At 56.7% G+C, this 21,082-nt stretch carries 19 protein-coding genes and 2 riboswitches; of the genes, 11 read left to right on the top strand and 8 right to left on the bottom strand.

Features of this window, described 5'->3' with window-relative positions; genetic code table 11:
- Positions 1-14: 14 nt before the first annotated feature.
- From BXY66_RS14590 to thiD, 6 genes are read right to left on the bottom strand one after another with little or no spacing between them, the layout of a single operon-like run.
- Positions 15-980 carry a HesA/MoeB/ThiF family protein gene (locus BXY66_RS14590; RefSeq protein ID WP_132861129.1) on the bottom strand — a complete coding sequence of 322 codons (966 nt, stop codon included), beginning with the start codon at positions 978-980 and terminating at the stop codon, positions 15-17.
- The gene (locus BXY66_RS14585) at positions 977-1,573 is read right to left on the bottom strand and encodes a thiamine phosphate synthase (protein ID WP_132861128.1); all 597 of its coding nucleotides are present in this window, start codon (positions 1,571-1,573) and stop codon (positions 977-979) included. The genes BXY66_RS14590 and BXY66_RS14585 overlap by 4 nt, the downstream gene beginning before the upstream one ends.
- Positions 1,570-2,340: a thiazole synthase gene (locus BXY66_RS14580; protein ID WP_132861127.1), complete on the bottom strand. Its 771-nt coding sequence runs from the start codon at positions 2,338-2,340 to the stop codon at positions 1,570-1,572. The genes BXY66_RS14585 and BXY66_RS14580 overlap by 4 nt, the downstream gene beginning before the upstream one ends.
- A 2-nt stretch (positions 2,341-2,342) precedes the next feature.
- Positions 2,343-2,537, bottom strand: a complete 195-nt coding sequence (gene thiS / locus BXY66_RS14575) for a sulfur carrier protein ThiS (RefSeq protein ID WP_132861126.1) — start codon at positions 2,535-2,537, stop codon at positions 2,343-2,345.
- Positions 2,521-3,495 carry an FAD-dependent oxidoreductase gene (locus BXY66_RS14570; protein WP_132861125.1) on the bottom strand — a complete coding sequence of 325 codons (975 nt, stop codon included), beginning with the start codon at positions 3,493-3,495 and terminating at the stop codon, positions 2,521-2,523. The genes thiS and BXY66_RS14570 overlap by 17 nt, the downstream gene beginning before the upstream one ends.
- Positions 3,492-4,295 carry a bifunctional hydroxymethylpyrimidine kinase/phosphomethylpyrimidine kinase gene (thiD, locus tag BXY66_RS14565; protein WP_132861124.1) on the bottom strand — a complete coding sequence of 268 codons (804 nt, stop codon included), beginning with the start codon at positions 4,293-4,295 and terminating at the stop codon, positions 3,492-3,494. Before thiD ends, BXY66_RS14570 begins: the two co-directional genes overlap by 4 nt.
- A 64-nt stretch (positions 4,296-4,359) precedes the next feature.
- Positions 4,360-4,465: riboswitch (TPP riboswitch) on the bottom strand.
- A 169-nt stretch (positions 4,466-4,634) separates the two neighbouring features.
- Here thiD and BXY66_RS14560 point away from each other — a divergent pair.
- From BXY66_RS14560 to BXY66_RS14550, 3 genes are all read left to right on the top strand, one after another.
- Positions 4,635-5,744 (top strand): NADH:flavin oxidoreductase, encoded by a 1,110-nt coding sequence (locus tag BXY66_RS14560; RefSeq protein ID WP_132861123.1) that lies wholly within the window; start codon positions 4,635-4,637, stop codon positions 5,742-5,744.
- A 191-nt stretch (positions 5,745-5,935) separates the two neighbouring features.
- A complete protein-coding gene (tal, locus tag BXY66_RS14555) occupies positions 5,936-6,880 on the top strand; it encodes a transaldolase (RefSeq protein ID WP_165929195.1) in 945 nt (314 codons plus the stop codon).
- A 284-nt stretch (positions 6,881-7,164) separates the two neighbouring features.
- Positions 7,165-8,610, top strand: coding sequence for a hypothetical protein (locus BXY66_RS14550; protein ID WP_132861121.1), 1,446 nt, complete (start codon positions 7,165-7,167; stop codon positions 8,608-8,610).
- Positions 8,611-8,663: 53 nt separating this feature from the next.
- Here BXY66_RS14550 and BXY66_RS14545 read toward each other — a convergent pair whose 3' ends face one another.
- Entirely contained in the window at positions 8,664-9,134 is a 471-nt protein-coding gene (locus tag BXY66_RS14545; RefSeq protein ID WP_132861120.1) for a 6,7-dimethyl-8-ribityllumazine synthase, read from the bottom strand.
- Between the two features lie 72 nt (positions 9,135-9,206).
- Positions 9,207-9,337: riboswitch (FMN riboswitch) on the bottom strand.
- Between the two features lie 164 nt (positions 9,338-9,501).
- On the opposite strand from BXY66_RS14545, the gene BXY66_RS14540 reads away from it, so the two are divergent.
- Complete coding sequence (locus tag BXY66_RS14540) at positions 9,502-11,124, top strand: glycoside hydrolase family 43 protein (protein WP_132861119.1); 1,623 nt, start codon at positions 9,502-9,504, stop codon at positions 11,122-11,124.
- Between the two features lie 7 nt (positions 11,125-11,131).
- On the opposite strand, the gene BXY66_RS14535 is transcribed toward BXY66_RS14540, so the two are convergent.
- Complete coding sequence (locus BXY66_RS14535; protein ID WP_132861118.1) at positions 11,132-13,834, bottom strand: AsmA family protein; 2,703 nt, start codon at positions 13,832-13,834, stop codon at positions 11,132-11,134.
- 171 nt (positions 13,835-14,005) lie between these two features.
- Here BXY66_RS14535 and BXY66_RS14530 point away from each other — a divergent pair, with 171 nt between their 5' ends.
- From BXY66_RS14530 to secE, 7 genes are all read left to right on the top strand, one after another.
- Positions 14,006-14,467 (top strand): thiol-disulfide oxidoreductase DCC family protein, encoded by a 462-nt coding sequence (locus tag BXY66_RS14530; protein ID WP_243694399.1) that lies wholly within the window; start codon positions 14,006-14,008, stop codon positions 14,465-14,467.
- A 119-nt stretch (positions 14,468-14,586) separates the two neighbouring features.
- Positions 14,587-15,711: a porin gene (locus BXY66_RS14525; RefSeq protein ID WP_132861117.1), complete on the top strand. Its 1,125-nt coding sequence runs from the start codon at positions 14,587-14,589 to the stop codon at positions 15,709-15,711.
- A 227-nt stretch (positions 15,712-15,938) separates the two neighbouring features.
- Complete coding sequence (locus BXY66_RS14520) at positions 15,939-17,168, top strand: NAD-dependent epimerase/dehydratase family protein (protein ID WP_132861116.1); 1,230 nt, start codon at positions 15,939-15,941, stop codon at positions 17,166-17,168.
- Between the two features lie 92 nt (positions 17,169-17,260).
- The gene (locus tag BXY66_RS14515; protein ID WP_132861115.1) at positions 17,261-19,138 is read left to right on the top strand and encodes a glycosyltransferase family 2 protein; all 1,878 of its coding nucleotides are present in this window, start codon (positions 17,261-17,263) and stop codon (positions 19,136-19,138) included.
- A 158-nt stretch (positions 19,139-19,296) separates the two neighbouring features.
- On the top strand, positions 19,297-19,803 hold the full coding sequence (locus BXY66_RS14510; RefSeq protein WP_132861114.1) for a hypothetical protein: 507 nt from the start codon (positions 19,297-19,299) through the stop codon (positions 19,801-19,803).
- 212 nt (positions 19,804-20,015) lie between these two features.
- The gene (locus BXY66_RS14505) at positions 20,016-20,690 is read left to right on the top strand and encodes a hypothetical protein (protein ID WP_132861113.1); all 675 of its coding nucleotides are present in this window, start codon (positions 20,016-20,018) and stop codon (positions 20,688-20,690) included.
- 93 nt (positions 20,691-20,783) lie between these two features.
- On the top strand, positions 20,784-20,981 hold the full coding sequence (gene secE, locus BXY66_RS14500; RefSeq protein WP_093323510.1) for a preprotein translocase subunit SecE: 198 nt from the start codon (positions 20,784-20,786) through the stop codon (positions 20,979-20,981).
- Positions 20,982-21,082: the final 101 nt, after the last annotated feature.

Below are 21,082 nucleotides of genomic sequence, written 5' to 3'. Positions count from 1 at the left end.
TTCCTTCCTGTTCGTCATGATGCTGAGGCCGCGACGAGCACGATCTCGTCAGGCCAAATAGATTGAATGTTTTCGGCTGTGCGCCAGGCGCGCAGACCGGTTTGGCAGCAGAGCGCGAGACGCTGATTTTTGGGTGTCAGGTTCTTAGCAAGGTCCTGCGGTAGAATTCGGAGGGCCTTGGGGTGCGCAGGTTTTGGCGCTTCCTCGACAGATCGCAGGTCGATTATGGTGTCTGTCGCCGTCAGTGCGGCGGCTGAAACGAACCGAAACGCAGTGGCCGGTTCTGACGCATCATCAAACCGAAAACTGCTGGCGCGCATTGTGCGTGCGTCCAGCTGAAAGAGATGCCCCAAAGGCGAGGGTTCCAGCTGAAGAATAGTGTTTAGTGCCATCTGCGCCTGCATTGCGCCGATCACGCCGACAACGGGTCCAAGAACGCCTGCGGTCGCGCAATTCGCAGCGCTTTCCGGAGCCTCGGGGAAAACTGCCCGCAGCGAAGGGGCTTTGGCGCAAAATCCTCCAACGTAGCCACCAAATGCCAGAACGGACGCACTTATCAGGGGGATTTGGGCTTCCAGGCAGAGATCGCTAAGCAGATAACTGACTGCGTAATTGTCGGCACAGTCAAGGACGAGATCGACCTCGGCCAATAATCCGAGAGCGTTGTCGGGAGTTAGTCGCGTGCTCAGTGCATGCACCGTTATTCCACTGTTGCGTTCCATGAGGCGCGCGGCCGCAGTTTCCGCCTTGAGTCGACCGCAATCACGCTCGCCAAACAGCGTCTGGCGATGGAGGTTGGATAGATCGATGAAGTCACCGTCGATGATCGTTATCTGACCAATTCCGGCTGTAGCAAGTAGAGGCAGAACTGGTGCAGCCAGTCCTCCGGCCCCGACGACCAGAATTTTGGCAGCCGAAAGTTTTGCCTGCCCTGTCTCGCCGACTTCGGGAAGGATCGTCTGTCTGGCGTAGCGGTTCATCGTGTGGCGTCAATCCATTGTTCGACGCGCCTCTCCGGGTCAGCGTTCAGAGTGATATCGGTAACGACAGAAATGATGTCGGCACCGGCGGCAAATACACCCTCAGCCCGTTCGACGGACATGCCCCCGATGCCCACAAGTGGGATTTTCCCGACGCGGGCTTTCCATTCAGTCAGTCGCGGAAGCCCTTGCTCATGCCATTTCATTTTTTTGAGGATGGTCGGATACACGGGGCCAAGCGCGATATAGTCCGGCGCAACGGCGAGTGCGCGGTCCAGTTCCGCGTCATCATGTGTGGACACCCCGAGTTTCAATCCGGCCCTGCGGATGGCGGAGAGATCGGCTTCTTCAAGATCTTCTTGTCCCAGATGAACCCACTCGCATCCTGCGTCGATGGCTGCCTGCCAATAATCGTTAATCACCAGAGTGGCACCGTGTTGTCGGCAGAGGTCTTGGGATAGGGCAATTTGCTCTGCCACGATGCTATCCGGCTGATCTTTGATCCGCAGCTGCACCAGTTTCACGCCCAGAGGAAGCACGCGCGTAAGCCAGCGGCTATGGTCAAAGATGGGGTAGAAACGGTGTAAGGTCATGATAGGAAAGCCTTTCCAATGACGGGTGTGGAGGGCTCGGCCATGTCTCGGGCCTCTATCGGGTCGGCCTGATGTGCGAGTTGCCCAGCCTCGATTGCTGCCATCATTGCGCGGGCCATCGCGACCGGGTCGCCTGCTCGCGCAACGGCAGTGTTGAGCAAAACAGCATCGTATCCGAGTTCCATCGCCTGTGCCGCGTGGCTCGGCAGGCCAATACCTGCATCGACCACGAGTGGGACGTCAGGAAATTCTGCGCGCATTGCACGCAGGGCGTATTTGTTGGAGAGGCCGCGACCAGAGCCGATGGGCGCTCCCCATGGCATGAGAACTTCGCAGCCAGCTTTAAGCAGGCGTTCGCCGACAATGAGATCTTCTGTCGTGTATGGAAACACCTGGAAGCCGTCGTCAGCGAGGATGCGAGCGGTCTCCACGAGTTGGAAAACATCCGGTTGCAGGCTGTCGGTGTGACCTATGAGCTCAAGCTTGATCCAGTTGGTGCCAAATACCTCGCGCGCCATCCGGGCTGTTGTCACGGCCTCTTTGACGGTATGACATCCAGCGGTATTTGGTAGAATTTGAACGCCGAGGGCCTGAATCATTTGCCAAAACGCTTGCCCTGTTCCTCCCGCGCCTTCGCGCCGGAGCGAGACAGTTGCGACAGCGGCGCCTGATGCGGCAAACGCCTCTTTCAAGATCGCCGGACTGGGATATTGGGCTGTGCCCAACATGAGAGGGTTGGTAAGATCGGTGCCGTAGAAAGAGCGCATATTCAGCCTCCCTGCATCGGCGCGACGACTTCGATACGGTCGCCATCATGGAGATCCGTTTTGCAGCGCGCGGCAGCTGGCACGAAGTCCTCATTAATAGCTGTGGCCACGCGCCCGGAGTATCCGCACTCAGCGAGTAAGACATCCAGTGTTTTTGCCGTGGTTTCACGGGGCGTGCCGTTAAGCAAAATCTTCATCCACCATCTCCGAGGATTGATTGTCGAGCGCCAAGTCGGCGACGCCTCGCGCCAAAGCGGGAGCGAGCAAGTAACCGTGGCGAAAAAGTCCGTTGGCATAGATGGTTGATTCATGCCTGCGGATACGGGGCAGGTTGTCGGGAAACGCAGGTCGCAGATCGACGCCAATCTCGAGCACTTCTGCTTCTCCGAAAGCCGGATTGAGCGCATAGGCTGCACTCAGCAATTCAAGCATTGAGCGGGCGGTGATCCGGTTGCTGTCTTCGCTTTCGATCATGGTCGCGCCGAGCATGAAAGTGTCGGCACCCCGCGGTACGACGTAGATGGGGATGCGGGGGTGCAAAAGACGTACCGGGCGATTCAGGGTCACGTCGGGCGCGCGCACTACCAACATTTCTCCCTTGACCCCTCTCAGGTCCGGCAGTGCGTCTCGAGCCGAAAGACCACGGCAATCAATCGCGTTTTCCAAGCGCTTGGGCGCTTGCGTCCGATGGAAAATGACACCTTTGGAGAGAAGAGAAATATACAGGTCTTGCAGCGCGAGTCTTGGATCGAGATGCGCCTCCTGATCAAAGAACAGTCCTTGCGAGAATGCGTGTAAATCGGGCTCAAGATCCATGATTTGCAGACCGACTTCCACAAACCCTTCGGTGCGACGAGCAAAGCGGCGCAGATCCGGAAGGTCGCGCCGGCTGGCAACAACCAGAGTGCCCTGACGTGACACGCGGGTTTTTGAAGCCCACCACTCGATAGCTTCTTGTCCTAGACGAAGAACCGCTTCCTCGGCGTTTTCGTATTCACACCATGGAGCCAACATACCACCGGCCCACCATGAGCAGCCATGCGGGCCCGGCGGCCCAGCGGGGTCGTACACCTGCACTTTGCAACCGCGCGCGACCAGTTCTGTCGCAACCGCAAGACCCGCGACGCCCGCTCCTATGACGGAAAATTCGGTCACGTGGCCCAAACCTGATGGAAGTGGTGGACAGGACCGTGGCCACTACCGACAGTCAGTGCGTCGGCGGCGGCGATGGCCCCTTGAAGGTAGGTGTGTGCTTCGGCGACGGCTTCCTGCATTAAAAGTCCCTTCGCAAGGCCCGCCGCAATGGACGAAGACAAAGTACAACCTGTTCCATGTGTGTTTCGCGTGTCTTGACGCGGCGCGGTGAACTCCGCGGAGACTGTCCCGTTCTCAAGCAAAATGTCATGGCACAGGTCGCCTTTGGCATGTCCGCCTTTCATCAGGACAGATTGTGCCCCCAGCTTGCACAGGGCTTGACCCTGAGACGTCATCGTTTCGGTATTCTCGGCCGAGGGGCGACCCAGAAGAACGCCCGCTTCCGGCAAGTTGGGCGTCACCAGAGTTGCTCGGGGCAGTAAAACACTGCGCAGGGTGTCAACAGCCTCTGTGGCCAGCAAGGCATCACCCGACTTTGCAATCATGACGGGATCAAGTACGACTGGGCCTGCGTAGTCTTTGATAGCCATCCCAACGGTGTCGATGATCTGTGGCGTTGCCAGCATTCCGATCTTGATTGCGCTGACATCAAGGTCCGAGAGCACGGCATCGATCTGCGCTCTCACCATGTCCAGCGGTACGCCGTGAACAGCGGTGACGGCTTGGGTGTTTTGTGCGGTCACTGCGGTAATGACACTGGCACCAAAGACGCCAAGCGCAGACATCGCTTTGATATCTGCCTGTATTCCGGCTCCGCCCCCGCTGTCGGATCCTGCGATGGTCAGCGCGATAGACGTCATGCGTTGCTCCTTTCAGATGGGCAACGACAACGGGGAAGACGTCAGTTCTCAGAAAACACACGGGGTGCGCATCTTGACCGTTCCCTCCGCCGGTATTGCCCGGATCAGGTTCGATGGGTTGATGCGTGAACACCTCTCAGCCTCGGATTGAGGCACCCCAACGGTTCATGTGCCGCGTAACAAGGTGTTAACCCTCTGTCAAACACTTGCGACGTCGGGTCAGAAATCAGTTGAATCGGGGGGAAGCGATTGCGCTGGTGCCCAACGGTGGTCAAGTGTGAGGCAAATAAGGGCGATCGTGCACAGTCGCGTTGCCCGCGGAGACAAGGAAGAGACAAAATGAGCCGTCAGGAAATTCTGTTCACCCCGGTTGATCTGGGAAAGCTACAGGTCAAGAATCGTGTGGCGATGGCGCCAATGACCCGGATGTATTCTCCGGGCAACGTGCCAAACTCCAAAAACATCGCCTATTACAAAGCGCGAGCTGAGGGTGGTGTCGGGCTGATTATCACTGAAGGCACATTTGTCGGTCACAAGGCGGCCATTGCGTATCCGAATGTACCCGCGTTTTCGGGTGATGACTCTTTGGCCGGGTGGAAGAAAGTTGTGGACGCGGTGCATGAAGCGGGCGGAAAAATCGCGCCTCAGCTCTGGCACGTGGGTGGCGTTCGTCGTCCGGGCGTTGAGCCTGGCGGCGCAGAGCCAGGTCACAGCCCAAGCGGTATGGCGAAACCGGGCAAGGTGACCGGACACGCGATGGAGCAAGCGGACATTGACGAAGTCATCGCTGCATTTGCCAAAGCGGCAGCAGATGCCAAAAAGATCGGTTTTGATGCGATCGAGCTGCACGGCGCCCATGGGTATTTGATTGACCAGTTCTTCTGGGATGGCACCAACGTGCGTGAGGACGAGTACGGCGGCGATCTGGCAGGGCGTTCGAGATTTGCGCTGGAATTGGTGAAAGCTGTTCGGGCCGCGGTCGGCGAAGACTTCCCAATCATCTTCCGTTTTTCACAATGGAAACAACAGGACTACTCTGCACGTTTGTGCGAGACGCCGGAGGAGTTGGAGGGATTTCTCAAGCCACTTGCCGAAGCGGGTGTCGATATTTTCCATTGCTCCACACGTCGTTTCTGGGAGCCGGAATTTGAAGGCAGCGATTTGAATCTTGCGGGCTGGGCGCGGAAATTGACCGGCAAGCCGACAATCACGGTGGGTAGCGTTGGGCTCAATCAGGATTTTCTGCCGGAAGACGGTTTTGTCGAGTTCAATGAGGCAGAGCCGGCGAGCCTTGATAACCTGATCGAGCGTTTTGAAAAGGACGAATTCGATATGGTAGCCGTAGGGAGGGCGCTGATCGCGAACCCAGATTGGGCCAATCAGGTACAAGCGGGCAAGTTCGATGATCTTGCGGCATATGAGAAAGACATGCTGCAGAAACTCGTTTGAATCGCCGCGTAATATTTCAAGAAAGGCCGCGCCATGAGCGCGGCCTTTTCTTTTGTGAAGCTGTTCCCGTACGGCGATACCACTTCGTGGCCTTTGGGTGTTGTTTGTAAGGGGCAAAGCGGACTACAAGGCGATGACCCCATCATATGATTGAGTTGCGCCAACGGCGCGACGGGAAAAGGAGAACAAACGTGGCAAGCGTTTTGGATCAGTTGAGAGAGATGACCGTGGTTGTCGCCGATACCGGCGAGGTCGAGGCGGTCAAGAAATATCAGCCGGTGGATTGCACCACCAACCCGTCGTTGGTTCTGGCCGCGCTTAAAGACGCCGGCTCGGAAGAGCTGGTGGCTGCCGAAATCGAAAAAGGTCGCGCGGCGGGCTGGACTGCGGAGCAGGTGGCAGATGCGTTGACTGTTGCGGTTGGTGCGCGCCTCACGTCGCTGGTTCCGGGTCGAGTGTCTACTGAGGTGGATGCATGTCTGTCGTTTGATACCGGCGCATCTGTAAAACGTGCCCAGGCAATTGTGGCGGACTACGCAGAGCGTGGTATCGGTAAAGACCGTATCTTGATCAAGCTGGCCTCGACCTGGGAGGGTATTCGCGCAGCGGAAATCCTTCAAGATCAAGGGATTGATTGTAACCTGACGCTGCTCTTCTCGATGGCGCAAGCTGTGGCCTGTGCCGATGCAAATGCTTTCCTGATCTCGCCGTTCGTTGGCCGGATCACGGACTGGTACAAAGCAGCTGAAGGCGTTGAAGGGTATGCGCCTGACGAAGACCCCGGCGTGAAGTCTGTGCGCGGCATCTACGACTACTACAAGTCCAACGGCATCAAAACGGTGGTGATGGGCGCGTCCTTCCGGAATGCCGGCCAAATCAAGGCGTTGGCGGGGTGTGACAACCTGACGATTGCACCTGCGCTTCTTGAAGAAATGGGCAACGAGGAGGCCGAGCTTCCGCGTGTCCTGTCGCCGGAGAATGCCAGTGGTATTGCCCCTGTCAAAATGGATGAGGCGACGTTCCGCTGGGAGCTGAATCAAGATGCGATGGCGACCGAGAAACTGGCCGAAGGCATCCGCAAATTTGATATCGATCACAAGAAACTGATCGCAATGGTCGCCGAGCGTTTGCAGTAAGCTGCAAAACGTCTGCAAAACGTCGGTTTAACATCGGTGCGGGTTTGTAGCAGCACTGGACAGAAAATGGGGCAATCGCGGGAATGCGCGGTTGCCTTTCTTTTTTGCCGCGAGCGGACAGAGCGCTGCCTTGAAGGCAATTCCTTTGTCGACACGCCACAGACGTGTTAATCAGGAGGTGCATTACTATTGGTTGATCTTTGGTGTCCGGGAATTCTGGCGTGCCGCAGGATCAGCCATTCTTTTCGACCCATTCATTTCTGACCAAGCGATAGGATGCCAGCATGATTGCCAAGCCACGTTTCCGACTATTCAGCTGTGCGGCGATAGGCGCAGCGATCCTCACTTCAAATGCCACTGCTCAGGACGGACGGCCTGGCTATCAGCCAATACCGGACGGATACGGGTATTTTGAGGATACGTCAGCGTTGCAAGATGCGGTATCCGAAAACGATCGGACCTTTGTTCGTGAACATGGTTGGAAACTTTGGGCGGGGATCATGCAACCGCTGGAGGCGGGGAACGCCAATTCGTGGCCAGTGTGGTTCAGTTGGCCGACGGGGTCTCAGGCCTTTCCACAGGACATGGCACCACCCGAAGCGTTGCATCCTTCCATCCGAAAGTCGCAGCACGCGCAGATGGCGCGGGTAGCGCCTGTTGAAGCCGAAGCACCCAATGTCAGCACGCCGGCGCCGCAGTATCCTTTGCCGGAGTACGTAAAAGAAAATTTCAAAGGGGCAATCAAGGTATCCGGATCGGGGGAGGAGTCGCTTTATGACGGAGCCTTTTTTGCGTTCAATGGCGACATAATGATTGCGACCGAGTCTATGTCTCCTGCGGGGTATGACACTATTTGGGAACAGAGTTTGAATAAGGTCTCGACGCTAAATTGGCTCAACGAGAATGGAGAAAGTGTCGACTATCCGGCTGAGGCGATCTTTACCAAACATATGTATTGGCCAGTCAAGGCCGGAACCCTGACAGCATTGCCGTGGTACAACGGCACTCAGTGGGACCCGAGTTTCACCGGATATTGGGGGTATGAGCTTTGGGAGTCGGTCGTGGCGGTTGATCCGTCCAATTCAAAGAGCGGAGACGCGGATGTGTCTTTTCTTTTCGGCGTTCAGGAGAACGACGGCACGCCCATGGAAACGCGGTCTGTAACAGCACCGATTGTGCCGATTGATGACCTGTATCATCATCAGGTGACAGAGGAAGACTGGGCGCTGTTTAATGAGGCGGACAAGGCCATTCTGAATGCCGCGAGTTGGTGGCTTTATGAAGAACCGTTTGGCCCCGGGGATTATCTGGTAACGGTGGCGATGCATGTGTTCACCAAAGAAGTCCCTACTTGGACGCTGCAAAGTACTTGGTGGGTGAATGCGCCGGACACCGGGGAGTATGCGGCCGACCGGCCCGATCTGCCGGATGCGGTCGGGCCATGGGGGAATTATCTGCTGACACAGGGGACCGAGATTTATCCGGTGTCGGGTGATGACCTCAAGATCTCGGTGAATCCATATATCGAAGGTGTGACACACCCGATTTCCACCAGCTGCCGGAACTGCCATCAGCGGGCTGGCCATACGTCGCCCAAAAGCGCAGGCAAAACTGGTTATCAGACAGATTTGTGCCCTGACTTGTTGGAAGCTTTGACCGCACAAAGCAGTTGTCTGGCCGATGTCGCGCTTACGGACTTTTCCTGGCTTACCGCAGATCGCGCAAAATAAAGGTGCCTGAGTGTCCCCTCTGATCGCAAAGAGGGGACATCGGTACCGTTGTGTCAGGCAGCAACCGCGGAGGTTTTGGCCGCAAGTTGTGCATAGGTCTGCGTGATTTGCACAGCCGCCTGTGCCGCCTCGCGCCCCTTTTTTACGAAATGGTCGTGGTAGAAAGAGACGTGTTCTTCCGATGGTTGGAAGTGGTGTGGCGTCAGCGAAACAGATAAAACCGGTACCCCGGTTTTTTGGCCAGCTTCCATCAGGCCGGTTACGACTGCCTGGGCCACAAAGTCATGGCGGTAAATTCCTCCGTCCACGACCAACGCTGCGGCGGCGATTGCCTCATAATCGCCGGTTTCAGCCAGTTTTTGAGCCAGAAGCGGCATTTCGAAAGCGCCGGGTACATCGAAGGTGTCGACTTGGGCCTCAATGCCCAGATCAGCCAGTTGCGCCTCGAACCCGACAAGTGCCTGATCGACAATGTCGGCGTGCCAGCGGGCTTTGATGAAGGCGAATTTTGGGGATTTTGTCATAGCTCTGATCCTTTCTCTAACGACAAGATCCCAGAGCGCACAGGAGGCCAGAGCCACGTGTGGCCTGACCTTACCCATTCTCTATCATCCGGACTTTAACCGTCGGCCCCGGAGTTTCACCGGTGTCTGCTGACCCATCAACATGATGGCGCTCGCGGGCTTTCACCGCCGGTGGGGAATTTCACCCCGCCCCGAGAATGACGGAAATCTACGCACTCGGGCATTTGGGGTCAAAGGGAATGAGCCGAGAGTGACGCAACGATGGAATCTTGATGTATTTTGTTTGAGGCTCGAAAAAAATACTTGGCGTGCGGCAAAAAGCTTGGTTGAGTTGGCGCAAACACAAGGCTTTGGGGAGGAGCGCCTTATGACACAGATTGAAAATCCGATCCTTAGGGGGTTCCATCCTGACCCGTCGATTTGTCGTGTCGGCGACGACTACTACATCGCGACCTCGACGTTTGAATGGTACCCAGGCGTGCAGATCAGCCATTCCCGAGATCTGGTGAATTGGCGGACATTGGCGCAGCCGCTGCGGCGCATGGCGCAGCTGGATATGCGCGGCAATCCTGACAGCTGCGGAGTTTGGGCTCCCGCGCTCTCTTTTGCCGATGGGCTTTTCTGGCTGATCTATACGGATGTGAAGCGCCTTGATGGCAACTTCAAGGATGCGCACAATTACCTCGTGACGGCGCCTAGCATTGACGGACCGTGGAGCGATCCGATCTACCTCAATTCGAGCGGCTTTGACCCGTCTCTGTTTCATGATGATGACGGCAAAAAGTATCTGGTCAACATGGTTTGGAACCATCTGGCAACGATGGGTCAATCGGAGCGGCGCGGTGCTCCGTTCTTTGGCGGGATCCTGCTGCAGGAGTATTCAGTCGAGCAGCGGAAGCTGGTGGGCGAGATTACGAATATCTACCCCGGTAGTGAGCTTGGGCTGACCGAAGCGCCGCATCTGATGCGCAAGAATGGCTACTACTACCTGATCACCGCAGAGGGAGGGACAGGATACGAGCACGCGGTGACCTATGCGCGCTCAAAAGACCTTAGGGGGCCATATGAAACGCACCCCAATACGCATTTGTTGACAGTGCGGGACAATGACAGCCATCCGGTTCAGAGAACAGGCCATGGGCAGTACGTGGAGCTACCGGACGGGACACCTTGGCACACTTATCTTTGCACACGGCCTCTTCCGGGCACGCGACGTTCGCAGATGGGACGCGAAAGTGGCATCGCACGTTGCGAATGGCGGGATGACGGATGGCTTTATCTGGCCAATGGCGGGCTGGAGCCGAGCCACATTGAGGCTGCTCCGGACCTTTCCCCGCATCCATGGCCGAAGGCTCCCGAAAGGTTTGATTTTGCAACGCTGTCAGAGCTGCCGCCTCAGTTGCAATGGTTGCGCAGCCCTGAGACCGATCGGTTGTTTGAGTTGCGCGACGACGCGCTCCGGCTTTACGGCCGCGAGTCGATTGGGTCGTGGTTCGAGCAAGCGCTTATCGCAGCCAGACAGACGGAGTGGGTCTGTTCGGCCGAAACTGAGGTATCTTTCGCGCCAGAAAGCTATCAGCAGATGGCGGGCCTACTGGCCTATTACAACCGGACGCAGTTTCACTACCTTGCGCTGACGCAAGACCCAGAAACGGGTGGGCGGGCGCTGACGATCCTGAGTTGCGCTGACTGGCCTGAAGGTCGGTTGACCTATCCGGTTGGTGCGTTGATCCCTGTGCCGGACGAAGGCGTGGTGCGTATGCGGCTCGAGATCGATCATGCCGAGATGCGGTTCTTTTATGCAATCGGCGACGGGGCCTTTGAGCAAATCGGGCCCGTGCTGGATGCTTCGGTACTTTCCGACGAAGGCGTGCGCGGTGAACACTCGAACTTTACAGGCAATTTCGTTGGCGTCGCGGCACAGGACCTTACAGGGCGGGCGAAAGAAGCCGACTTCTCATTTTTGGAAGTTGTGAACGGGCGGCGCTGAGCCTCGGTTACTCAAGCTGCAGGATGTCCGGGGTGCAGGGCTCCCGATCCGCGGGCATCTCGTCGGCGCCATCTGTGCGCCGGCTGCGGCTGCCGCCTACATCGAGTTTAAACTTGGGCGCCGTGAGCTGGCCGGTAACGTCGAAGGGCCAGGCGCTGCGCGACAGCGGTTTGCCCACGCGGCGGGGTTCCGCGCGAATATTGATTGCGTTACCGACCCAGTCGACCTCGCCTTTGGCGACCAGTTGCACGCGCTCGGTTTCGGCCACGACCTCGTCAAATGTCACGCGACCGCCATGCAGGTGGATTGGCGCCTTGACGCAGGTGATCTCTGTGCGCCGTTCTGCGAGCTCTTCGGAGACAAGCCAAGGAAAGATACCAAGGCCCGCAAGTTCAAGCAGGCTTGTGCCGACTGCACCTTTGCCCATGTTCAGACTGGCGGCACCGACAAGAGAGTTCACGAAATTGGGGCTTTCGTGGTTACCAGTCACGTCTACCCAAGCGCTTAGCGTTCCGTGCGCGTCTATGTTGAGGCCGGCGGCTTCCAGAATTTGTCCAAAGTCCCAACCGCTTGTCCCGCCATGGATACGTATCTTGTCAGGATCGTTCACGGCGTCCATTTCCGCGGTTACTTTGAAATATCCGCCGCCATAGTGCAGTTCTATCGGCCCGGCTTCGAGTTTTCCCTCTTTGGCCTCAAAGGTGCTGGTCATCGACGAGGTTCCGCTCTCACCTACAAATTCGCGGACCTCGACGGTCAGTTCCACGTCGCTTCGGAGAAGCAGTTCCTCAGGGTCCATGAAGGTTTCTCGAGGTGTGACTTCGCCGTCGTCCTCTTCGGCCTCCGCGGTTTCTGGCGTCGCGCTCTCATCGTTCTCTTCTTCAGAGTCCGAGAGTTTGGAGAGTGAGACAAGTACCTGCAAAGCTTGTGCGATATCGTCCAACCTCAAGAGATCGCTGAGGATCGCTCCGCGAACGACATTGATGGGTTGCGTGTAGTCGAGGGTGACGTTGGAATAGATGTCGCTGTCACCGGCGAAGAGACGAGCCGCGAATTCCATGGTTTTGGCTTCACCGGCGAGGGCCACATCAAGCCCGAGTGAGCCAATGTCGACCGGCTCCAACTTGAGGGCTTCGAGGAATTTAGCGGTATCGCTGACCCCGAAGACCAGTTTCATATCCAAGCCATCCAGAAGAGAGGTGCCGTGATCCGAAATGTGTGCGGACACGCCCCAGAGATCGGTGTTTTCAGAATGCGCGTCGAGTTCCGTCAGCGTGACACGGCCTTCAGGGTCGCTCACCTTGAACGCAGCCTCCAGTCCTCCGAACAAAGCCACATCTTCCTCTGAGAGGTCGGGAAAAAGGAGGCTTGCTGACGCGTGGGCGGTGCCTTCCAGTGCGACGCCTTTGAAGGTCAGAATATCGTTGATGTCGCCTTGTAATTTGACATAGGGCGCGCCGCGCGGACCAGCCTGCGCAGCGAGGTTGCTGAACGCGATGGTGCCTTCTTCTGTTTTATGGATACGCCCAATGGAAACCGGGCCAACCCTGTCCAGCCCCTGATCAAAGGCGTTGGTTTTGATGACGAGGCGTTTGAATTCAAGATTGCGGTCGTCGTTAATCACGCGGGCCACAATTTCGGTGAGTTTCATGTCTTCGATGCTGGTGGCTTTGGGAGGCTGCGCGTCAGGCGGGAAGAGCGAAATACGCGTCTTTACGTCGAAATCCTCGACCGTAAACAAATTGCCGACATTGCCGGTCAGGGTCACCTTCTGGCCTTTGTCGAGTTCGAATTCGCCGTCGATCTCGGCCAACTCGAGGAGTCCGGGTTGGCTGGTCACAGTCGAGGTCAATGTGCCCTGTCCCTCAAAGCTGCGCTGCAAGCCCAGCACATCAAAGACTTCGCCAACCTGACCAGTGTCCATCACGAAGGCGGCTGTGTATCCTCCGCCCTGATCGGCAGGCAGTGTTTCGCCGTCGAAGGTGATGCGGATGTTTCCGAACTGAGCGAGATTGGTGAAGGGTTCGCCCCAAGGATAGTTGCCTTCGAACGAAAACTGAGCCTCGTTCAAGGAGCCGTTGGCGGTAAACTTGGCGCCACGCGGAGACGCCACCTGTGCGAGATCCGCGTCTGAGAGATCGAAATCATAGACAAAACCGGTTGCATCATCGCGCACCAGAACGCCGAAATCGTTGAGCGAAACCGTCTTGTCGGAGACAAACGTCAGAATCGACGGCCGGTCGTCGTTGGGCGGTGTCGGGTCTGCGGCTTCGGTTTCTTCAGTTTCGGTTTTTTCGCGGATTGGCTGTTCACGCTGAATCCAACTGGTGGTGCCGTCCTCGAGCGTTATCAAATTGCCCTGCAGGCCAGACAGTACAAGGTTGTCCAGATGCAGGCGGCGTTCGCGCAGCACATAGAGCATGTCGATTTCAAATTCGAAAAGTTCGAGTTCGGCCAGATTGGTTTCGGGGATGTTCTGGCTGGGAATACTGGCCTGGGACACGTGTAAATGGGTGACAGTGCCCAGCCGAACGCGCACGTCACCCTCAATGATAAATGGTTGGCCGATCTGGTCGCTGAGAAGGTCCTGAACGTTGGCCTTTCGCCATTCGGAGAACATGGGCAAGGCGAGCATGGCCCAAAGTGTCAGCACGCCGAGCAGGGCCAGAGCCAGAAAAATCATGATGAAACGGGCAATGAACTTGACCATAGGCGTCCTCCATCAGAGGGAGCGGGAAAGAAAATTCGGCGTGAGAGCCGGAGAGAAAGATATTGGATGATCAAAGCCTAAGCGGCGCTGGGCCGGTTTGTCTACCGGCGGGTTGTTTTCGTTTGGCGCGCTTTGTGGCACGGATAGAGTGTAAATCGAGGAAAAGTGTCAGTGACAGCGCATTTGAGAGAGCCGTTTTCATTTGAGAGTCTTCCTGAAGGCACGCGTGTGGATCGTTCTCGGATATTGCTTGTGATGGACGGGCAGTGCGCGTTGTGTTCACGTGCGGCCCGTTTTATTGCGGCTCATGACAGCGACGACCGAGTGCGTATTTCGCCGGCGCAGAGCGAGCTTGGTCAGGCACTGCTGCTGCATTTTGGCATGAAACCAGATGATCCGGACAGTTGGCTCATGTTGGAAGGCGGCATGGCATATGGCTCGTTGGACGCAGTTTTGCGGTTGGCGCGGCAACTGCATTGGGGTTTTGCAGTGCTTGCCCCTCTCGGGTGGTTGCCTGTTGGCGTGCAGGATTGGATTTATGCACGGATCGCCCGCAACCGATATGCGGTGTTTGGTCGGGATGACTTATGTGCCTTGCCCAGCGAGGCGTTGCGAAGGCGATTGGTTGAATAGTCGCCTGTGACCTGCCTGCGTCACGTTTTCAAAGGTTGCCCCAAAGGCCTTGCTTGGAAAGTGAAGGCCAAGGCAAGGTTTGCGCAAAGCAAAAGCAATTGTTGACCTAGGCAGTGTTTATGAAACGGGTTTTCACCGCGATGACAGCCCTTGTGGGGTTTGCGACCGCTGTGGCGGCGGAAGATGCTCCGGCGGACGGGCGAGGTGTTTTCGGGTTCTACGGTCAAATTAACCGCGGTGTCCTGAGCTATGACGACGGGCTTTCGCGGGATGAATACTGGTTCGTGGACAATTCGAAATCAGTGTCTCGTATCGGCGCGACCTGGGTTCAGGATATGCGCGACGGTTGGCGGTTTCGGGCGCGGGGCGAATTGGCGCTGCGCTGGAAGGAAACCAACAGGATCGATCAAGATAATCCACACGACCGCGACTACAAGTTCGACCGTGGCGAGATCCGAAAGGTCGAGGTCGAGTTTCGACATGACGACTTTGGTGTGCTTTTTGCTGGTCAGGGCGCAATGGCTGCCGACGGGTTTACGGGGTTGGATCTTTCATTAACAACTGTGGTGGCCGGAACGCCGGTTCAGGATGCTGCTGGCGGGATGTTTTTGCGGCGCGTAGACGGAGCAAATTCGACTTTGAGAATACGGCAAGCCTTCCGGTCGATGGGCAGTTCGCGCCGGTTGAGGTTGCGTTATGACAGTCCGATGCTGGGTGGATGGCGTCTTGCTATCGCTGCAGGGCGCGAGGTCGTGTCAGAGGCGAGCAGCAGTCAATTCGGCAAAATCTTCGCGGATGCCTCTGCCCGGTATGATGGCGATCATGGTGACTTTCGGTTGCGAGGCGGCGGCGCGTACCGTTGGATCGAAAACGGCAAGAACGTCTTCATTGCGTCGGGTTCGGTGCTGCACCGTCCGAGCGGTTGGAACTTCACTCTGGCAACCGGACACGAGGCGGCTGGTGGCCGTTACTCGTATGGAAAGATAGGATATATTGCCCGATGGTTTGATATTGGGCAGACGGCGTTGTCGATTGACTACTACAGCGGCCAGGACCTGTACGGGGGCAATATAGCGGGGGCAGGTAATGGCGACAGTGTCTCGTATGGTTTTGCCGTGGTGCAGAAGATGCGGGATCCAAAAATCGATTTCTATGCCTTGATCCGCCGGTACGAGTACGACACGCCGACTGTCGCTTATCATGACAGTATAGCTTTCCTCGCGGGCGCGCGCTGGCAGTTCTGACTGCGCATTGGATGAGCCAAAACTCGCCGCTCCAATTTGACGAAAAAATTCGTATTTACTATCAGGCCTTCAGATTGACAGGTTTGATGAATATTTTGGCGTGGATTCTGAATGATTTCGTTAAAATGCCACCCATTTCAGTTCCTTAAGGGACGGGGAAAGAGGGCGGCAGAAAGCCACACTCAGAGCATCAAACACATCCCCATTAATCTGTTAGGAGAACTGAGATGAACAATATCGTTGTAATCGGTGGCGACGGCTTTTGCGGGTGGCCAACGTCACTTCATTTGTCGCGGCGCGGTTATGACGTCACGATCGTGGACAACCTGTCTCGTCGTCGTATTGATGACGATCTGGGCGCACAGAGCCTGACGCCAATCACGACCATTGAAGACCGTATCACCGCCTGGGAAGAAGTCAGCGGACGCACAATCCGTTTTGAGATGCTGGATGTCGCGCAAGAGTTCGACAGGCTGGTTTCCCTGTTGGCTGAACTGAAGCCTGAGGCGGTCGTGCACTTTGGCGAGCAACGTGCCGCACCGTATTCCATGCGTGGGCTGACCGAGAAGCGTTATACCGTGGACAACAACATCAACGCCACGCACAACCTTCTGGCCGCAATTGCGGGTCTGGATCTGGATACGCATGTCGTCCACCTCGGCACCATGGGTGTCTACGGATACGATGGCGACGGTCTGGAAATTCCGGAAGGCTATCAGAAGGTCAAGGTGACCGGCGATGACGGCACAGAGTTCGATCGTGAAATCCTGTATCCGACCAACCCTGGCAGCGTCTATCACATGACCAAGTCCATGGATCAGCTGTTGTTCCAGTTCTATGCGAAGAACGACCGTATGCGGATCACCGATCTGCACCAGGGCATCGTTTGGGGTACCCAAACCCCTGAGACCAAGCTCGACGAGCGGTTGATCAACCGGTTTGACTATGACGGTGACTACGGCACGGTTCTGAACCGGTTCCTGATGCAGGCGGCCGTCGGTCACCCGCTGACTGTGCACGGCACAGGCGGTCAAACCCGCGCGTTCATTCACATCCGCGATACCGTGAAATGTATCCAGCTGGCGATTGAGAACCCGCCCGCACATGGCGATCGCGTGGTGATCCGAAACCAGATGGCAGAGACCCTGCGGGTGCGTGATCTGGCAGAGTTGGTCGCCAATATGACTGGCGTTCAGGTGGCTTACGTGAACAACCCACGTAACGAAGCAGCGGAAAATGATCTGCGGGTGAGTAACAAGAGCTTCCGTGATCTGGGTCTGAACCCGATGACCCTGCAAGACGGCCTGTTGGAAGAAACCGTAGAGATTGCGGAGAAATACAGCGATCGCTATGTGCCGCAGACGGTTTCAGCCGGGTCCCTCTGGACCAAGTTCCAGAAACCAGGTGTGGTTTCTGAAGTTCAACGGTTTCACGTGCCGCACCGTATTGCCGTTTAAGACCGGCTGAAACGAACCAAGGTCCGCCCGCAGCGAGAACTGTGGGCGGACACTGTTTTTTGACTATATTCAGGCCAATTACAGGTCGTGAGATGCGTAAAGTTGATCAAAGCAAAGCGTCCCGGAACGAGTTCTGGAGTGTAGACAGCCAGCCGGAAAAACTCTCTGGCCGGGTGGCCCTTTGGCGTGCGCCAGCCGTTCTGGTGACGTTTGTCCTGATTTGCGCGGGCGGACTCATTGCTTTGCAGAACTGGGAGCCCTTGAGCCGCCTGTTTCCTTCGGGCGATTGGGTTTTTGTCCCTGTTCGGGATCACCATTCCGTCGCCATTCGCCATTTCTTGGTGTCGTTCTTTTTGGCGTTTGGCCTGTTTTGCAATGGCACCATCGAGGCCAAGGCGCGGTTGATCGTTGCCTTGCTCGGGTATTTCTTCGTGTTCTGTGCGACGCTGGACTACGCAGCTTACGGAATTTCGTTGGTGACGGGCCTTCCTCCGGATTTGAATGTGCAGGAGATCGCTGGCGGGCTGGCGGGTTTCGCGGTTTTTTCAACGCAGGTGTTCCGGCGCGGGGCAATGCCGGATTCGGTGGAAATGACCATCCAGCCGCGGCGTAAGCGTGTTGTCGCGACCCGTTTCTTCGCCGTGACGCTTCTTGCAGCGACACTGTCCTATCAGGTTACCCAGTTGGACCCGCAATTCATCACGAAGTTGCGGTCGTTCTCGCTGTTGGGCGGACTAGGGCCGGGCGTTTTCCTGTTCTTACCGAGTCTCTTTTTGATGCTCTACCTTTTGTCGTGTTGGGATCGCCGCAGGGACACTCCGGATCCACAGTTCCGGCCGCCATTGTCGATTGTGATCCCCGCACACAATGAGGAATATATCATTGCGCACACCGTTGCCGCGATTGAGGCTGCTGCGATTGAATACGGCGGTGAGGTGAATGTACTCGTTGTAAACAATAACTCATCGGACTCCACTCGCGCTGTTACCGAGGCCGCTTTTGCGAAAACACGTCATGTGAATGGACGGGTCATTGACGAGGCGAGACCGGGTAAGGCGCATGCGCTCAACCGAGGTTTTGCGGAGGTACAAACAGACTTTGTGATCCGCATTGATGCCGATACGCAAATCCACTCCGATGCACTTTGGCGGGCGTTGTCGCACTTCAGTGATCCGACGCTCGGCTGTCTTGGCGGCGTGCCCTTCACCCGTGGTCGCAGTTTCTTTGAGAGGGCGCGGCAGTCTGAAGTTTTGGTGAACCACGGCTATTATGCGATTGGCACCGACGCGATCGAGGCGCTGGTTGCCATACCCGGCATGTTCGCGGTGTACCGCTCCGAGTTTCCCAGATTGCTTGGTGGCTTTGCGTTTGGCTTGAACGGCGAAGACTCAGACATGTCGATGCGCATCGGTGAGATGGGGTATCGCGTGATGGTCGATCCGAAGGTGCGCTATGAGAGTGAGGTGCCTGCCACGCTGCATCACATGCGCGAACAACGGATGCGCTGGTTCAGGTCCGCGTTTCACATCGCCGCGCGTTGTGCCGAAGCGTCGCGCATCAATCACCGGTCTTTGCGAGGGATCGTTATTCTTCCGCTGATGCTGTTGAACACGTCATTCCGTGCCATGTCGATCGGGCTGATATTTTTTGGCATGATCGAGTTCATGGATCCGTTCTCGCCAGAGATGCGGCCGCAGCTAAGTGCTATCTTTGCTGTTGCGATAGGAGCACCGTTCCTTGTGTCGATCATGGCGACGTTGATCAACCGATCCTGGCGCGCTTTGCTTTATGTTCCGGAGTACACGCTGTTCCGGTTGTTTCGGAGCTACTACACGCTAGAGAGTTTGTTGAGCATCACAGTGACGCCCGCCAGCAGACCGGACAAAAAGCCGGTCGTGTTGGAGCCGTTGGAGAGGGTGGAAACTGCGTCGTCTGAGCGAGGCAAAGACCTCGCTGTTGCAGGGAGCTGAGCTGAGATTGACGCGGGTAATTGCCCCATTTGCGACACAAATGGCCCAGAGAATGCCCAGAAGCCCGCTAAGACTCGTCCTATTTACCTTTCATTAACCATTCCGCGAGGCTGTAAATTTTGACAGCGCAGCAGGGGGCGTTGTTCGAAAGGGACGACATGGGACAGAATTGGAGACTAGGGGATTTTGACGACACCGGTCCGTTCATGCCTGAGCGGGAAGACAGTGCTGTTTCTTCCAAGCCTAGAAAAGAAGTTCACCGGCTGATGATTGAAGCTGCGCGGCGGACTGTTGGAGCGCAGGCAAATGAACCGGCCGAGCCAAAGATTTCCCGCGTTGAAGCAGCGATGCAGCGGAATGCTCCCGAATTGGCGGGAGCACCTGCGGCAGAGTTGGCGCTCATCGAGGCTGAACGCGACGCCCTTATGGCGCGTCGGTGGCCACGCCCGCGTTTGCTGTCGTTGATTATGGTTGGCACGGTCGCTTTGGTTATGCCGGCTGTGGCGATCCGGCTTCTGATCTGGTCGCTGATCCTGTTTATTGTGGCTGCGGTTGCTGTTGGACCAGAGCGGGTCCGAGATGCCTTGCGTGGTGTGGGCCTCTGGTGCATGCGATATTGGCAGCATGAACTGCGACTGGCGCAAAAGTTCGTGTCCGGAAGATAACCTTTCTTTTCAGAGAGTTGGGCAACAAGCCCCTAGGCGATTTTGAGCATTTGCCTCAAAATCGCCACAACTGTGCCTGCTGAGCACCAAAGTCTTAAGCAAACCCTAACAGTTAGAGTTCAACTTGATTCGTACGTGGCTGTGTGAGGGCGGCGGCGTCTCAGGAAACGGCGTGCCGCGCTTACCAAGGGTGCGTCGAGATGGTGATTGGTATGAGCAACGACGATCCAACGCTTTATGACAAAGGTGATGTGCCGCAGTATGGCGCGGATATCAAAGAACCCGGCGAGCCGTTCGGCGAGGAAACCCTTGATGCGATCCGAAATCTGGTTGCAGATGACGAGGCCGTCGCGGGCGTTCCCCAAGAAGCCCTCGCTGTCGAACCCAAACCAGTAGAAGCCCGCCCCGAGCCGATCGAACACAATGTCGCGCCGGTTGGCGCAAGGGCACGTGCTGAGGCGACGTCCGCGGAATGGCACGATTGGGTTGAGGCTCCGCGAGAACGCTCCTGGCGCAAGCTCGAGATTGTCGAGGGCGGGCCGACACGAGCTTTGCGACGCTTTCTGACAACGCCCCGTATCCTGTCTGTCGCTCTCCTGAGCTCGGTGGTTTATTGGCAACCGATGTTCATTCCGATGCTGGTTCTGACATTCCTTTCCGGACTATTGCTGCTTGGGGCCCTGATCGGTCAGGACCGTATGGCGCGCATCGTCGGACGCCGCATTCAGCGGTTTATCTGGAATGACCCGGCACGGGCGCGCTTTGTGGAAAAACTCCTCCCCAATAGCATGCGTCATCTGCTCTATCGTCCCGTGACTGATGACGATGCATGGGATGGGCCGATAGACCCGTCATTTGCGGCACGTATCTCACGAATTGGTGGTTGAAGGCGTTTCAACGATCAAAGAGCGCCAAATGGCCTTGAATTTGTCAGGCCAGCCAAGTATGTCAGCCTCTGATCAAGGCAAAGAAGAAGCGTCATGGCGAAAACCAATCCGATCACCTTTATTCAGCAAGTCCGCGCGGAAGTGTCCAAAGTCGTTTGGCCGACTCGCCGCGAAGTTCTGCTGACCACGGTCATGGTCTTTATCATGGCGGCGCTGACTGCGGCGTTTTTCTCGCTTGTGGACATTCTGATCCGCGGCGGTCTGAACGGCATTCTGTCGCTCTTCGGCTAAGGCTGGTGAGGTCGCTTCGCGGCCTTTGGCTCTTGAAATCCAATGGTATCGGCGGTAGTTCACTGCCTACTTCGGGAATGTGGCGTGTGGCGAATCAAGTT

The sequence above is a fragment of the Shimia isoporae genome, assembly GCF_004346865.1.
Taxonomy (GTDB): Bacteria; Pseudomonadota; Alphaproteobacteria; order Rhodobacterales; family Rhodobacteraceae; genus Shimia; species Shimia isoporae.
This window is presented reverse-complemented; position numbering and strand designations above follow the sequence as displayed.

What these genes read in the sequence shown, in the direction of transcription:
- BXY66_RS14590 (WP_132861129.1), bottom strand. Translation starts at nt 980, where the DNA reads ATGAACCGCTACGCCAGACAGACGATCCTTCCCGAAGTCGGCGAGACA.
- BXY66_RS14585 (WP_132861128.1), bottom strand. Translation starts at nt 1,573, where the DNA reads ATGACCTTACACCGTTTCTACCCCATCTTTGACCATAGCCGCTGGCTT.
- BXY66_RS14580 (WP_132861127.1), bottom strand. Translation starts at nt 2,340, where the DNA reads ATGCGCTCTTTCTACGGCACCGATCTTACCAACCCTCTCATGTTGGGC.
- thiS (WP_132861126.1), bottom strand. Translation starts at nt 2,537, where the DNA reads ATGAAGATTTTGCTTAACGGCACGCCCCGTGAAACCACGGCAAAAACA.
- thiD (WP_132861124.1), bottom strand. Translation starts at nt 4,295, where the DNA reads ATGACGTCTATCGCGCTGACCATCGCAGGATCCGACAGCGGGGGCGGA.
- BXY66_RS14560 (WP_132861123.1), top strand. Translation starts at nt 4,635, where the DNA reads ATGAGCCGTCAGGAAATTCTGTTCACCCCGGTTGATCTGGGAAAGCTA.
- BXY66_RS14550 (WP_132861121.1), top strand. Translation starts at nt 7,165, where the DNA reads ATGATTGCCAAGCCACGTTTCCGACTATTCAGCTGTGCGGCGATAGGC.
- BXY66_RS14545 (WP_132861120.1), bottom strand. Translation starts at nt 9,134, where the DNA reads ATGACAAAATCCCCAAAATTCGCCTTCATCAAAGCCCGCTGGCACGCC.
- BXY66_RS14540 (WP_132861119.1), top strand. Translation starts at nt 9,502, where the DNA reads ATGACACAGATTGAAAATCCGATCCTTAGGGGGTTCCATCCTGACCCG.
- BXY66_RS14535 (WP_132861118.1), bottom strand. Translation starts at nt 13,834, where the DNA reads ATGGTCAAGTTCATTGCCCGTTTCATCATGATTTTTCTGGCTCTGGCC.
- BXY66_RS14525 (WP_132861117.1), top strand. Translation starts at nt 14,587, where the DNA reads ATGAAACGGGTTTTCACCGCGATGACAGCCCTTGTGGGGTTTGCGACC.
- BXY66_RS14520 (WP_132861116.1), top strand. Translation starts at nt 15,939, where the DNA reads ATGAACAATATCGTTGTAATCGGTGGCGACGGCTTTTGCGGGTGGCCA.
- BXY66_RS14515 (WP_132861115.1), top strand. Translation starts at nt 17,261, where the DNA reads ATGCGTAAAGTTGATCAAAGCAAAGCGTCCCGGAACGAGTTCTGGAGT.
- BXY66_RS14510 (WP_132861114.1), top strand. Translation starts at nt 19,297, where the DNA reads ATGGGACAGAATTGGAGACTAGGGGATTTTGACGACACCGGTCCGTTC.
- BXY66_RS14505 (WP_132861113.1), top strand. Translation starts at nt 20,016, where the DNA reads ATGAGCAACGACGATCCAACGCTTTATGACAAAGGTGATGTGCCGCAG.
- secE (WP_093323510.1), top strand. Translation starts at nt 20,784, where the DNA reads ATGGCGAAAACCAATCCGATCACCTTTATTCAGCAAGTCCGCGCGGAA.